Source organism: Clostridium sp. (assembly GCF_036646415.1).
In the GTDB taxonomy this organism is placed as follows: Bacteria; Bacillota; Clostridia; order Clostridiales; family Clostridiaceae; genus Clostridium_J.
Map to the genome: position 1 here is coordinate 23,820 of NZ_JAVXMF010000008.1, position 15,676 is coordinate 39,495.

A 15,676-nucleotide genomic window follows, 5' to 3' on the forward strand; every position below is an offset into this window, starting at 1 on the left:
TTTTTTTATTGGGTATAAATTGAAGTGTAAACTATAAAAGAACAGATATCCATTGATGAAAAATTCATGGAAAATTCATAAACTTGAAGGCGGAAATGTATAATAACAGGAAAAGTGTGATATTTATAAAAAATATATTAAATTTTAAAATATAGGTTTATTTTTTGTGAATAATGTATTATGATAATAACATAGACGAACAATAAAAAGATATTAAAAAGTAATATTCGTATTTATTACAAAGAGGGGGATGCGTAGAATGAGCAAAATATTCACAATTTACGTTGAAAAAAAATCTGATTTTAATAAAGAGGCTCAAGAATTACTTAGAGAATTTAAAAATTTGTTATCAATTAACAACATAGAAAAAATAAGATTGATAAATAAATATGATATTTGTGGAATTAGTTATGATGAGCTTCAAGACATAAAATACACAGTATTAAGTGAAAAGAATACTGATGATATATATGAAGAAAAAATAGACCTTGCTGGAAGCAAATACTTTGTGGTTGAGTATCATGAAGGACAATATGATCAAAGAGCAGATTCAGCAGCACAGTGTATTCAACTTATTACTCAAAAAGAAGCTCCTTTAGTTAAAAGTGGAAAAATCATTGCTATATATGGAAATATTACAGAGGAAGATTTGAAGAAGATAAAAACTTATTACATAAATTCAGTGGATTCAAGAGAAAGTTCTTTAGAAAAGAAAAAATCTATTATGGAACAACAATTAGATTCTGAAGATGTAGAAGTAATTTATGGGTTTATTGATATGAGTGATAATGAACTAAAGACATTTTTAGAGGAAAGATCACTGTCACTTAATATAGGAGATATTGTTTTAATAAAAGATTATTTTAAAAGTGAACATAGAAATCCTACAATAACAGAAATAAAAGTACTTGACACTTATTGGTCAGATCATTGCAGACACACTACTTTTCAAAGAGTTTTAACAAATGTAGAATTTCAAGATGGAGAATACATAGAACCTATTAAAAAAAGTTTTAATATATATAAACAATATAGAAAAGAAGTTTATAAAGAAAAAGAAAGACCTATGACTTTAATGGATATGGCAGTAATAGGTATGAAAAAGCTTAGAAATGAAGGTAAACTTCCAAAACTTGATCAATCAGAAGAAATTAATGCTTGTAGTATAGTGATAGACGTTGATATAGATGATAAAACTGAGAAGTATCTTTTGATGTTTAAAAATGAAACTCATAATCATCCTACAGAGATTGAACCTTTTGGAGGAGCTTCAACTTGCCTTGGTGGAGCAATAAGAGATCCATTATCAGGAAGAAGTTATGTGTTCGGAGCTATGAGAATTACAGGAGCTGCAGATCCAAGAAAGGCTATTGAAGAGACTTTAGCAGGAAAACTCCCACAAAGAAAGATTACAAAAGAAGCAGCAAGGGGATATAGTAGCTATGGAAACCAAATTGGTCTTGCAACAGGATATGTTAGAGAAATATATGATGAAGGTTATGTGGCTAAAAGAATGGAAGTTGGAGCGGTACTTGGAGCAGCACCACTTAAAAATGTTGTTAGAGAAACTCCGCTTCCAGGCGATGTAATTATATTACTTGGAGGAAGAACAGGGAGAGACGGTATTGGTGGAGCATCAGGTTCATCTAAGGAGCATACAGAGAATTCAATTGATACTTGTAGCTCAGAAGTTCAAAAGGGTAACGCACCTACAGAAAGAAAAATACAAAGATTATTTAGAAAAGGGGAAGTTACTACATTAATAAAGAGATGCAACGATTTTGGAGCTGGTGGTGTTTCAGTAGCAATTGGGGAACTTGCTGATGGACTTGAAATAAACTTAGATGCAGTTAAGAAGAAATATGAAGGGCTAGATGGTACTGAAATAGCAATATCAGAATCACAAGAAAGAATGGCTGTGGTGGTTAAGAGTGAAAATGTAGATCAGTTTATAAAACTTTGTGAAGAAGAAAATTTAGAGGCTGTAGTTGTTGCTAATGTTACTGAAGAAAAAGCTATGAAAATGAAGTGGAGAGGTAAGGAGATAGTTAACTTAACTAGAGAATTTCTAGACACTAACGGAGCTAATACCTACGGGGAGGTTTTTATATCAGCACCAAAGGAAGAAGATAATTATTTTAAGAATAAAAAGATTCATTCCACATTGAAAGAAGGATTTGAATCAGTTCTTGGAGACTTAAACGTAAGTTCACAAAAGGGGCTTATGAATATATTTGATTCAACTATTGGTGGTAATACCGTGCTTATGCCATATGGTGGAGAAACTCAGAGAACACAAACTGAAGGTATGGTGTTTAAAATTCCAGTTCAAGGTGGAGATACAACTACAACAGCACTAATGGCCCATGGCTTTAACTCAAAGATTTCAACTTGGAGTCCATTCCACGGGGCAATGTATGCAGTAGTTGAGAGTGTCACTAAACTTGTAGCATTAGGCGGAGATTTGGATGCGGTTTACCTTTCATTCCAAGAATATTTTGAAAAGCTTGGAGATGACGCACAAAAATGGGGGAAACCTTTCGCTGCATTACTCGGTGGCCTTTATGCTCAGCATAGTTTAGAGATGGCAGCTATAGGTGGTAAAGATAGTATGTCAGGTACATTTAAAGATTTAAAAGTACCACCAACTTTAATCAGCTTTGCGGTGACAACTGGAGATGTTAAAAATGTTGTAAGCAATGAATTTACAAAGAGTGGTAGTAAGGTAATACTAATAAATACAGAAATAAATAAAGATTTTACAATAAACTTTGAAGAGTTAAACTTAAACTATAAGACAATAAATGACTTAATAAAATCAGGTAAAGTTTTGTCAAGTGGAACAGTTAACTATGGTGGTGTTTTGGAAACTCTCGCAAAAATGTGTTTTGGTAATAATATAGGGTTAAGAATAAACCATGAGATTTCAGTGGAAGATTTACAAGGCTTCAGTTATGGATGCGTAATTTTAGAAGTAAATAAAGATTTTAAATCTACAAATAAGAATATCATTGAGATAGGAAGTACCATAAGTGAAAAAGTAATAATGGGACAAAATGAAAAAGTTTATTTAGAGGACTTAGTTAAAATATATGAATCTCAACTTGAAGATATATTTAATAAGAATTATCAAGAGGATGAATTAAATCATCTTGCAATGAAAGATGAGATACTAAATGATAGAAATATAGATAGGGAAAATATAAAAATATCACCAATGATAAAGATATCAAAACCTAGGGTGATTATTCCGATATTCCCAGGAACTAACTGTGAGTATGACTGTGAAAGAGCATTTTTAAAAGCAGGAGCTGAAGTGGATACTGTAATATTTAACAACTTATCTCCAGATCATATAAAAGAATCAATTAAGATCATGGAACAAAAGATTAAAAACTCTCAAATAATTATGTTGCCTGGCGGATTTTCAGCTGGTGATGAGCCAGATGGATCAGGAAAGTTTATAAATGCTATTGTAAGAAATGAAAAAATTAAAGATTCTGTTATGGAACTTCTAAATAATAGAGATGGATTAATGTTAGGAATCTGCAATGGGTTTCAAGCTTTAATAAAGTTAGGACTTGTACCTTATGGTGAAATAAAAGATATAGATGAGGAGAGCCCAACATTAACTCATAATCTAATAGGAAGTCACCAAAGTATGATGGTAAACACAAAAATAGTATCAAATAAATCCCCATGGCTTAGTCAGTGTAATGTAGGAGATATTCATAGAGTACCAATATCCCATGGTGAAGGAAGATTCTTTGCAAATGAGAAGGTAATAAGAGAATTGTTTAAAAATCGTCAAGTAGCTACTCAATACGTAGATAATAGTGGTAATCCAACCTATGATATTAACTTTAATCCAAATGGTTCTATTTATGCTATCGAAGGTATTACAAGTAAAGATGGAAGAGTATTTGGAAAGATGGCTCATAGTGAGAGAATAGGTAATGGAGTTATTAAAAATGTATTTGGAGAGCATGATATGAAGATATTTGAAAGTGGAGTTAAATATTTCAAGTAAGATCATTGAAAAGAATTTTAAGAAAAGGGTAAATATATAAAATAAAATTAATTAATATGATAATGAGTAAAATAAATCTCTCATCAAAGAGAAGACGGATATGAAAATTAGGAGGTATTCTTAAATGAAGGTAGGAATTATATTTGGAAGTAAATCAGATACAGAAGTAATGAGAGGTGCAGCTAAATGTCTTAGAGAGTTTGAAATCCCTTTTGAAGCATTTGTATTATCGGCACATAGAGTACCTGAAAAGTTAATAGAAACATTAAAGAAATTAGAAGATGATGGCTGTGAAGCTATTATAGCAGGTGCAGGACTTGCAGCTCATCTTCCAGGAGTTATAGCTTCGAAAACTACTATTCCGGTAATAGGCGTACCAATAAATGCTGCGCTAAATGGATTAGATGCTCTATACTCAATAGTGCAAATGCCTAAGGCAATTCCAGTAGCTACTGTAGGAATAAATAATAGTTATAACGGTGGAATGATGGCAGTACAAATGCTTTCAATAAAATATCCAGAGGTAAAATGCAAACTTAATAAATATAGAGAAACAATGAAAGAGAATTTTATAAAAGAAAATGAAGCGGGGGTAGAATTATAATGGATATGAAGAATTTTATTTATGAGGGAAAAGCAAAGAGAGTATTTAGTACTGAAAAAGCAGATGAGGTTTTAGTATATTACAAGGATGATGCAACAGCTTTTAATGGTGAAAAGAAAGCGTCAATAACATCTAAAGGAATACTTAACAATACAATTAGTTCTATAATATTTGAAATGCTAAATGAAAAGAATGTAAAGACTCATTTTATTAAAAAAATCAGTGATAGAGAGCAAATTTGTAAAAAAGTTGAAATAATACCACTGGAAGTAATAGTAAGAAATGTAGCAGCTGGAAGTATGGCCAAAAGATATGGTATTGAGGAGGGAACAGAGCTTAAAACAACTGTACTTGAAATTAGCTACAAAAAAGATGAACTAGGTGATCCATTAATGAATGATTACCATGCTGTAGCATTGGGACTTACAACCTTTGATGAGCTAAATTATATATATGCAGAAGCAGCTGAAGTTAACGATATACTTACAGAATTTTTCCTAAAGCAAGATATTAAATTGGTGGACTTTAAATTGGAGTTTGGAAAAATCAATGGAGAAATAGTTCTTGCAGATGAGGTATCACCAGATACATGTAGATTATGGGACTTAAAAACAGGAGAAAAGCTAGATAAAGATAGATTTAGAAGAGAACTTGGAGATTTAGTAGAAGGATATACAAAGGTGCTAGAAAGAATTAAATAGCATAGTTATGGGTAAAATGTAGATTTTAGGGGGAATAAAGTAATGGATTTTAATTTTAAAGCTTCTTGTTATGACGGGTATGAGTGTTATGATGAAGATAAATTCCATGATGAATGTGGGGTTTATGGAATATATAGCAAAAAAAATAATTTAGATGTGGCGAAAAGATCATATTATGGTCTTTATGCCCTTCAACATAGAGGACAAGAAAGTGCAGGAATTGCAACCTTTGATGGTGAAGAAATGCATTGTAACAAAAACATGGGCCTTGTATCAGAAATATTTAGCAAGGATTCTTTAAAATCTCTTAAAGGATACAGTGCAATTGGACATGTTAGATATTCTACTGCAGGAGATAGTTCGCTAAAGAATGCGCAACCTATTCTTGGTAAGTTTAAACTTGGTAATATTGCAATAGCTCATAATGGAAACTTAACTAATTCAGATGTAATACGAGAAATTTTAGAAGAATCAGGTTGTATATTTCAAACATCTATAGATACAGAAGTAATATTAAATCTTATATCAAGAGGAGCGAACAAGGGTATACTTCAGAGCGTAATTGATGCTATACAAGTTATAAAAGGTTCCTTTGCAATGGTTATCCTAACAGAGAATGAATTAATTGCAATCAGAGATTCATATGGAATTAGACCTTTATGTATTGGTAAAGTAAATGATAGTTATGTTGTATCATCAGAAAGTTGTGCACTTAATGCAACAGGAGCTGAATTTGTAAGAGATGTAGAACCAGGTGAATTAGTTGTTATTAATGATGAGGGACTTAGGTCTATAAAGTTTGGAGAAAAATCTAAACTTGCTACTTGTTCCTTTGAATATATATACTTTGCAAGACCTGATAGTGTTATTGATGGAATTAGTGTTAATAATTCAAGATATAAGGCAGGTGTGAAGCTTTATGAAGTGGCACCAGTAGATGCGGACATAGTAGTTGGAGTACCCGACTCAGGAATGTCTGCTGCTATGGGGTATGCAAAGGCTTCAGGAATACCAATAGATATGGCCCTTATAAAAAATAAATATATAGGTAGAACATTTATTGCTCCAACACAAGAAGAAAGAGAAGCTTCAGTAAATGTTAAGCTTAATGTTATAAGAGAGAATGTAGTAGGTAAAAAAGTCGTTTTAATAGATGATTCAATAGTTCGTGGAACTACGAGTAAAAGACTTGTTGCCATGCTTAAGGAAGCAGGAGCTGCTGAAGTACACTTTAGAGTATGTTCTCCTACAGTTCATTATCCTTGTTACTATGGTATTGATACTCCGTATAGAAGTGAACTAATAGGTGATAAGATGACTGAAAGTGAAGTTGGAGTAGCAATCGGTGCAGACAGCTTAGTATATCTATCTAAAATGGATTTACTCGAATGTCTTGGAAAAGATCATGGATTCTGCTGTGGCTGTTTTGATGGAGAATATCCAATTTCAGCACCAGTAAAACTATAATAAGGAGTGATATAATATGATTACATATAAAGATGCAGGAGTTAATATAGAAGAGGGATATAAAGCGGTAAAGCTTATGAAGGAGTATACTGCTAGAACCTTAACATCATCAGTTTTAAATGGTATAGGAAGTTTTGCTGGAATGGTAAGACTACCATCTGGATATGAAAAACCTGTACTTGTTTCCGGAACAGATGGAGTAGGAACAAAAATTGAAGTTGCCATTAAACTTAATAAGTTTGATACAGTAGGTGTTGACTGTGTAGCTATGTGTGTAAATGATATTTTATGTCATGGTGCAAAGCCTTTATTCTTCTTAGATTATATAGCTTGTGGGAAGTTAGATTCAACTATAGCTAGCGATATTGTTAAAGGTGTTAGTGAAGGTTGTATGCAAAGCTATGCTTCTCTTATAGGTGGAGAAACTGCTGAAATGCCTGGAATGTACAACTTAGGAGATTACGATTTAGCAGGATTTGCAGTAGGAATTGTAGATGAAGATAAAATTATAGATGGAAGTAGAATTAAAGAAGGAGACGCACTTATTGGAATAGCATCTTCGGGAGTTCATAGCAACGGTTACTCTCTTGTAAGAAAGATTGTAGATAATTATGATGAGGTTTTAGAAGGAAGAACGCTAGGAGAAATTCTTTTAGAGCCAACTAAGATATATGTCAAACCAGTATTAGCACTTATGGAAAAATTCGAAATAAATGGAATGGCTCATATAACTGGTGGTGGTTTTTATGAAAATATTCCAAGAATGTTTAAAGAGAATTTCACAGCAGAAATAAAGAAAAGCTCATTTCCAAGACCAGCTATATTCTCATATCTAATTGATAAAGGTGTAGATGAATATCATATGTTTAATACTTTTAATATGGGAATAGGTATGGTTCTTGCTGTAGATGCTTCCATAAAAGAAGATGTAATAAATGAACTTAAAGCTCTTGGCGAAGATGCTTATGAAATCGGCAAGGTGCAAGTTGGGGGTGGAGGCGTTTGCTTAATATAGCGGTATTAGTTTCTGGCGGAGGAACTAATCTGAAGTCCATCATAGATAGCATTGAAAATGGATATTTAATGGATGTAACTATAAAGTATGTTATAAGTGATAAAGAGGGTGTCTATGGACTAGAAAGAGCAAGGGCACATAATATAGAAACTTTAGTATTCGACAGAAAGATTTTAAAAAAAGATTTAAGTTATAAAATATATGAGGTTTTAGACGGAAAAGTAGATTTAATTGTACTTGCTGGATATTTATCAATTGTAGCATCACCTTTAATAGATGGCTTTAAAGATAGAATAATAAATATTCATCCTTCCTTAATACCAAGCTTCTGTGGTAAAGGGATGTACGGGTTAAATGTTCATAAGGAAGCCCTTAGATATGGAGTAAAGGTTAGTGGGTGTACTGTACATTTTGTAGATGAAAACACGGATACGGGAGCTATAATTCTTCAAAATGTAGTTGATGTTCATAGTGGAGATACCCCAGAAGTATTACAGCAAAGAATACTAGTAGAGGAGCATAAGGCTCTTCCACTAGCTATAAAGCTTATAAGTGAAAATAAGGTTGTTATAGAAGAGAGAAAAGTTACTATAAAGGAGTAGAATTTTATGATAAGAAGAGCTTTAATAAGTGTTTATGATAAATGTGGAATTATAGATTTTGCAAAATTCTTAAGAGAACAAGGAGTAGATATAATATCTACTGGAGGGACTTATAGTCTATTAAAAGAAAATAATATAGAAGTTAAAGAGGTAGCAGAAGTTACTAATGCACCGGAGATGTTAGATGGAAGAGTAAAGACACTTCATCCGATAGTTCATGGTGGAATACTTGCTATAAGAGATAATGAAGACCATATGAATAATTTAAAGGCGAGAAATATAGAAACAATAGATTTAGTTTGCGTTAATTTATACCCATTCTTTGAAAAGGTAAGAGAAGGCTTAAGTTTTGAAGATACTGTAGAATTTATAGATATTGGTGGACCTACAATGCTTAGAAGTGCAGCTAAAAATTTTAAAGATGTTGTAGTTATAAGTGATGCAGATGATTACAAAATAGTTATGGATGAAATGGAAATTAATGGAGATATTTCATTTAAGACACGTAAGTATCTTGCTATGAAGGTATTTAATCTTACAACTGCATATGATAGTGCTATATGTGAATATTTATCAAATAATATAGAAAAGGAAGAACCTGCTTCCAGTAAATATTTATCTCTATCATTTGAAAAGATGGATGATTTAAGATACGGTGAAAACCCACATCAAGGAGCTAAAGTTTACACAAATACTAATAAAAAGGGAATGCTTAATAATATTGAGATATTAAATGGTAAAGCGCTTTCTTATAATAATATAAAAGATATGGATATAGCTTGGAAGGTTGTAAATGAATTTCAGGAAATTACATGTTGCGCATTAAAGCATAATACACCTTGTGGAGTTGCAGTTGGTGAATCAGCATTAGATGCTTATAGAAAAGCCTATAACTGTGATAACATTTCAATCTTTGGTGGTATTGTAGCATTAAATACTACGGTTACAGCAGAAGCAGCAGAAGAAATGAAAAAGATCTTTTTAGAGATTGTAATTGCTCCTAAGTTTGATGCAGAAGCTCTAGAAATTCTTAAAGGTAAGAAAAACTTAAGGGTAATAAAATGTAGTGCAAAACCAGATGATAACATAGAAGTTATGTCTGTAGATGGTGGTATCCTAGTTCAGGATGTAGATAAGGAAATTTACAATGAGTTAAAGGTAGTTACTGAAGTGAAACCGTCTAAAGAGCATATGGAAGATATGATCTTTGGAATGAAGGTTTGCAAATATGTAAAGTCTAATGCTATTGTGGTAGTTAAGGACAAGATGGCAAAAGGTATTGCAGGTGGTCAAGTTAATAGAATTTGGGCTACTGCTCAAGCTATAGATAGAGCTGGAGATGGAGTAATACTTGCATCTGATGGATTCTTCCCGTTTAGAGATTCTGTAGATACTGCTCATGAACATAACATTAAAGGAATAATTCAACCAGGTGGATCTATTAAAGATGAGGATAGCATTAAGGCTTGTAATGAATATGGAATACCAATGGTAGTAACAGGCATGAGACATTTTAAACACTAATTTTAATAGTAGAGGTGATTATATGAAAATATTAGTTGTAGGAAATGGTGGAAGAGAGCATGCTATAGCATGGAAGCTTAGTGAAAGTGAAAAAGTTTCTAAAATATACTGTGCACCAGGAAATGGTGGAACATTTATGGAAAAGAAATGTGAGAATGTAAATATAGCAGACAATGAAGGGCTTCTAAAATTTGCATTAGATAATTTAATAGATTTAACAGTTGTTGGTCCTGAAGTATATCTTTGTAATGGTATAGTAGATTTATTTAAAAGTCATAATTTAAAAATATTTGGACCAAGTAAAAAAGCTGCCAGCTTAGAGGGTAGTAAGACTGTGGCCAAACAGTTTATGAAACTTTATGGAGTTAAAACAGCGGCATATGAAGCATTTAACAACGCTGAGGAAGCTTTAGATTATGTTGAAGGTGCACAGTATCCTATAGTAATAAAAGCCGATGGTCTCGCAGCTGGTAAGGGCGTTATAATTGCAGAGAATAAAATTGAAGCAATAGCTGCTATAAATGACTTTATGATAAAAGATGCCTTTTCAGGAGCAGGAAAAGAAATTATTATAGAGGAATTTTTACAAGGTGTAGAAGCGTCTATATTAAGTATTACAGATGGTAATACAATTCTTCCTTTTATATCTTCAAAGGATCATAAAACTATATTTGAAGGAAATAAGGGACCTAATACAGGTGGTATGGGAACTATAGCTCCAAATCCTTACTGTAATGAAGAGGTATTAGAAGCTTTTCAAAAGGAAATATTAGAACCTACGCTTAAAGGTATTAAAGAAGAAAAGCTAGATTATATAGGTATTATATTCTTTGGATTAATGATAAATGAAAAAGGAGTATATCTTTTAGAGTATAATGTTAGAATGGGAGATCCAGAAACACAGGTTGTATTGCCATTGATGGAAAGTTCACTGTTAGAATTAATAGAAGCTGCAATAAGTGTCAAATTAAATGCGAGTGAAGTTAGATTTAAAAATAAGACAGCTTGTTGTGTAATCGGAGCATCTAAGGGATACCCAGATAAATATAAAAAAGGTGAGGTAATATTAGGAATAGAAAGATGTAGTGAAAAAGTATTTATTGCAGGAGCCAAAGAAGCTAATGGTAAAATTATTACTAGCGGGGGTAGAGTTCTTGGAGTTACGGCTATTGGGAACAATCTAGAAGAAGCTACACATAAAGCATATAGTGGATTATCTCAAGTGGGATTTGATGGAATGTATTACAGAAAAGATATAGGAAAGTAACTATAATGGGATAAATTTTAATTTACTATATAAGATGCAGAATAAATGTTTATACAACTAACTATTCTGCATTTTTTGCGTATAAATATAATAGATATTAAAATAAAGAGCGTTATAGATTTAGTTAAGTAGGATTTATAGTGTCCTGGATATATATTAAAGCGAATGAGTATTTGATTAATGTAAGTGAAAAATTTAATCATTTATTAATTTAGATTTTTATATAACTATGGTAAAATCTATATATGATAAGTGAAGTTAGGCTTATATAGGAGGAATTATGGACTATAATAAATTTAATATAGAGGAAAAGTATGATAGTTACAACAATATAAGCGGAGTAGAAGCTGAAAAAATTCTATTAAGGCTTAAAGAGAATGTAGATTATGATAAAGGATATGATTATTATATATTAAAAGGTAAAATGTTATTAAAAAATGATAATATGCAAGAAGCTTTTACTGTTCTTCAAAGAGCTTTAGGATTTAAGGAAACAGATGAGGTTTATGATTTACTTTCATTTGCTTATTATGAAGTTGGAGATTATGAAAAAGCATTGATGTACATAGATTTATCCTTTGGAATAAATGTAGATGAGTATATTTATAACCATAAAGGAAAAATTCTAGAAAAGCTAGGTAAATTAGAAGAATGTTTTGATACATATTACAATGGTCTTAAGTATGCACTTAATACCTATAGCAGCTATGGGGATGTAGAGATTTTTGGAGAGAATGTAGCGAGAATAGGTGGAATATTGAAAAAAGCTTATTCTGATAATATAGAGCAATTTATAAGAAAAGGGGATTACTATAATCTTTATGAAAGCTATATAAAGCTGCTTAAAGTAATTTCAAGGGAAGAAGAAAATGATCATTATCATTCAAGCACAGAATATGTAAATATTAAGTATCTGGAACTTGTAGAAAAAGGAAGGTATATTTTAATTGATAATGATTACTTCTTAGAAATGATAAATATATATAAAATCTTGTATTATATAGAAAATAATTGTGAGTATGAGGATAAAGAGTATATTAATAAAAGCTATATAGATAATAAGGTGAAAGAACTTGTAGATGATGTTGTAGAGAGGACATCTTTGATTAATGATGTTAAGGTTATATTGGAGGTCTTAGATGAAGTTATAAAAATTAGGAATAAGGATTATTATGGGTATTTATATCATAAAGGTTTTATATTTATGAAATTAAAACGTTATGAAGAAGGTATCAATGTATTAAATAGAATTATAGAGCAAGAGGACTGTAGCTATTATATAAGAGTTCAGAGTTATGAATGTATGATAAAGGCTTTACAGGATGATGAAAATAAGTATAAGGATTTACATGTTAATTATAAGAGTAGATTATCTGATTTCTTAAGAATTGAGACTAAGAGAATAATAAATAATGAATTCTTGAGTCTTGATGATAAGTGTGAGAGGATATTTCATAATTGTAAAAGAGCAATAAATTTATCATTAGATGATGATTTTTGGTATGATTATCTAGAGATTTTATCCCTTGAATTTGGGGAAAAGTATGAGGTAATTGGGAAGAATCAGTCAGTATATAGAATAATAGAAAATTATAATAAAGCTATTAGCATATATGATAGATTAATAAATGTAAAAAGTAATTGTGATCATGGATATTATAGAAAGGGTAGAGCTATAGTTTTAGTGCTAAGAATTCTAAATAGTTCTAAGACATCTTTAAAGGATGCAAGTGGTGTTCATGGATTGGATTGTTTTGCTTATTCCGAAGTAATATATAACTTAAATAAGGCAATTAGCTTAAAAAATGATAATGGCAAGTATTTTAATTTATTGGCTAGAACACACTTTGAAATTGGAGAATACGACAAATCTTTAGGATATATAGAACATGCTATTCAATTAGTTCCCAATGACTTGTATATGAATCTTAATATTGTATGTGTTTATATTAGGAAATATAAATATACTGAGGCTGTAGATTATTTATTTAAGATGTCTTATAAGGATATGGATAGAGGAACAGTAAGGAAAACATTTCTTTCAAGGAAAGAGGTACTCAATTTTTTAATGGGAATATTTAATTTATATCAGAGACAAGACAAAATATATTATATTATTGCATATTATTTTTATGGCATTGTAGATTTTCAGTATGATAAAGCACTTACATTTGTAAATAACGCAATAGAGATGTCTGATGATGAAAGGTATTACTTGCTTAGAGCTAAAATATATTTTAAGAATCATAAATATGATGATGCGTTAAAAAGTGTAGAAGAAGCTATTGCAATTGATGATCATTATGATGAAGCATTTGTAATTAAAGAAAAGTGTAATAAAATTTTGGGTATATCATAGAAAAATTACAATATAATAAAAAATAATAACCCATGTGAAATTTTCAATTTTGCATGGGTTATTTTTGTATAAAACTATAAAAAATGTATTAAATTTATTTATATGGAAAGTATTATATATATAATTATATATGAAATGGGAGGTTTGATATGAAAAATAAAAAAATAAAGAGAGATAAAAAGAAGGGGTTTACATTAATGGAACTAATAGTAGTAATGGGAATTATCTCAGTACTAGTATTTATAACAGCACCTACATTTATATCAAAGATTGAAGATGCAAAGTTAAGTGCTGACATAGCTAATGCAAAGTCAATTGCAACGGCTGTGAAAACAGAATTATTGGAAGGGAAATTGGAGGGAAATACCACACTAACTGAGACTGAAAAAAATCATATAGTAAACACATATTTTGACGGAGAACTTCCCAAACCCCAATCAATAAAAGATGGCAATTTCCAGGTATCTATAGTCAGTAATAAGGTTAGTGTAAATGTTGGTGGAAAAGAATTTTATCCTAATTATGTTAAAGATGAAGTGAAAGAGACTGAGTAATTATTTATACTTTGATTAGCATTTATTTTATTGTAATATAATGGAACGAAATGCTGAGATTTTAGTTGGTAATAAGGTAATTAAATTTAATACAAGAAAATAAATATCTCAGAATGATTTTAAAATTATTCTGAGATATTTATAATATATTCTATTTTTGAAGAAATGAATATTTAGGAAGACCATTCTCATATTGAATTTTTGGTTCTCCCATGATTAATGGTAATGTATACTCATATGCTTCCTTAGTTACATTGTTTCCAGCTTCATTAATCCATTCCTTAGGGAAGTATTTTATAGAGTTTGCTACTTTAGAAGTATGAACAGCAAAAGTTTCTGATTTATATGGATTATCAGATACACGTTTAATACCAATCATATTGCCGCTTTCTCCATCTACAGAGTATTTTAATGCAGTAAATCCACAGTTGAAAGCTTCATCAATATCAGTTTGTGATGCAAAATGCATAGCACAACGTTGCATTGTTGAAAGCTCTATTGCTCTTACTTTTTTACATACACCACTATCGGTGATTAGATTTTTAAGGTAGCTACATACTCCACCTAATTGTGCATGGCCAAATTTATCAAGACCTGTACTACCCATTTCTCCAAGGAAGGTACCATCAGATGTTCTGATTCCTTCAGAAACAACAATTACAACGGAATTTTTTACTTCAAGTTTTTTTGAAATATCTTGTAAAAATTTATTATTATCGAAGGCAACTTCAGGAAGGTATATTAAGTCAACTACAGGTTCGCCATTTAAAGTTGCAACGCATGAACTAGCAGCAAGCCAACCAGTGTCACGTCCCATAGCTTCAACTATAAATACATTTTTAGCACTATAAACACTTGAATCTAATTTGTTTTCTAAAGCTATAGTAGAAATAAATTTAGCTGCACTACCGAATCCAGGAGTATGATCCATCACAGGAAGATCATTATCAATTGTTTTAGGCACTCCAAAAAATTTAACATGAAGATTATGTTCTTTTGCGTAGTTGCTTAGCTTATGAACAGTATCCATAGAATCATTTCCACCGATGTAAAAGAAAGTTTCAATTCCATATTTTGTAAAAATATCAAAAAGTTTAATATATTCTTCTTTATTATCTTCGTAGGTTTTTAATTTATATCTGCATGATCCTAGACCAGATGATGGAGTATAGATTAATCTATCTATAACATCCATTTCTATTTCAGAAAGGTTTATTATATTTTCATTTAGTATTCCTTCTATGCCGTTAATTCCAGCGTAAACAGTATCATAATAGTGGAATTCTTCATTTGCTTTAAATACTCCCATAGCACTTGCATTTATTACTGAAGTAGGGCCTCCAGATTGAGCTACTATACAATTTTTCATATATCAAACACTCCTTTTATCTTGTGCAGTAATTACTACACAGATTATCACGTCTTTTATATTATAATACAATTTATAATTCATAACAATTAGTATAATTAAATAGCATATATATTAATAATATATATATAAAATTTAAATAACTTTACATTTGGAAATTATGGTAAATTAAATAAAAGTTTAA

Annotated in this window: 11 protein-coding genes; 10 read left to right on the forward strand and 1 reads right to left on the reverse strand. The window is 30.8% G+C overall.

Translation table 11 applies throughout. From position 1 onward, the window contains the following. Positions 1-259: 259 nt before the first annotated feature. From RSD37_RS07455 to RSD37_RS07500, 10 genes are all read left to right on the forward strand, one after another. Positions 260-4,030: a phosphoribosylformylglycinamidine synthase gene (locus tag RSD37_RS07455; RefSeq protein ID WP_346946089.1), complete on the forward strand. Its 3,771-nt coding sequence runs from the start codon at positions 260-262 to the stop codon at positions 4,028-4,030. A gap of 124 nt (positions 4,031-4,154) precedes the next feature. Then, a complete protein-coding gene (gene purE / locus RSD37_RS07460; protein ID WP_346946090.1) occupies positions 4,155-4,634 on the forward strand; it encodes a 5-(carboxyamino)imidazole ribonucleotide mutase in 480 nt (159 codons plus the stop codon). Next, the gene (gene purC, locus RSD37_RS07465) at positions 4,634-5,335 is read left to right on the forward strand and encodes a phosphoribosylaminoimidazolesuccinocarboxamide synthase (RefSeq protein ID WP_346946091.1); all 702 of its coding nucleotides are present in this window, start codon (positions 4,634-4,636) and stop codon (positions 5,333-5,335) included. Before purE ends, purC begins: the two co-directional genes overlap by 1 nt. Positions 5,336-5,377: 42 nt before the next feature. Then, entirely contained in the window at positions 5,378-6,802 is a 1,425-nt protein-coding gene (purF, locus tag RSD37_RS07470) for an amidophosphoribosyltransferase (RefSeq protein WP_346946092.1), read from the forward strand. Positions 6,803-6,818: 16 nt separating this feature from the next. Further along, positions 6,819-7,817 (forward strand): phosphoribosylformylglycinamidine cyclo-ligase, encoded by a 999-nt coding sequence (purM, locus tag RSD37_RS07475; RefSeq protein WP_346946093.1) that lies wholly within the window; start codon positions 6,819-6,821, stop codon positions 7,815-7,817. Next, positions 7,805-8,419, forward strand: a complete 615-nt coding sequence (gene purN / locus RSD37_RS07480; protein WP_346946094.1) for a phosphoribosylglycinamide formyltransferase — start codon at positions 7,805-7,807, stop codon at positions 8,417-8,419. The genes purM and purN overlap by 13 nt, the downstream gene beginning before the upstream one ends. A gap of 6 nt (positions 8,420-8,425) precedes the next feature. Continuing rightward, positions 8,426-9,943 carry a bifunctional phosphoribosylaminoimidazolecarboxamide formyltransferase/IMP cyclohydrolase gene (gene purH, locus RSD37_RS07485; protein ID WP_346946095.1) on the forward strand — a complete coding sequence of 506 codons (1,518 nt, stop codon included), beginning with the start codon at positions 8,426-8,428 and terminating at the stop codon, positions 9,941-9,943. A gap of 22 nt (positions 9,944-9,965) precedes the next feature. Continuing rightward, positions 9,966-11,210, forward strand: coding sequence for a phosphoribosylamine--glycine ligase (purD, locus tag RSD37_RS07490; protein ID WP_346946096.1), 1,245 nt, complete (start codon positions 9,966-9,968; stop codon positions 11,208-11,210). Between the two features lie 280 nt (positions 11,211-11,490). Further along, on the forward strand, positions 11,491-13,569 hold the full coding sequence (locus RSD37_RS07495) for a hypothetical protein (protein ID WP_346946097.1): 2,079 nt from the start codon (positions 11,491-11,493) through the stop codon (positions 13,567-13,569). Between the two features lie 149 nt (positions 13,570-13,718). Beyond that, the gene (locus RSD37_RS07500) at positions 13,719-14,123 is read left to right on the forward strand and encodes a prepilin-type N-terminal cleavage/methylation domain-containing protein (protein ID WP_346946098.1); all 405 of its coding nucleotides are present in this window, start codon (positions 13,719-13,721) and stop codon (positions 14,121-14,123) included. A gap of 151 nt (positions 14,124-14,274) precedes the next feature. Here the strand turns inward: RSD37_RS07500 and RSD37_RS07505 are convergent, their stop codons facing one another. Next, on the reverse strand, positions 14,275-15,492 hold the full coding sequence (locus tag RSD37_RS07505) for a 6-phosphofructokinase (RefSeq protein ID WP_346946099.1): 1,218 nt from the start codon (positions 15,490-15,492) through the stop codon (positions 14,275-14,277). Between the last annotated feature and the right edge of the window lie 184 nt (positions 15,493-15,676).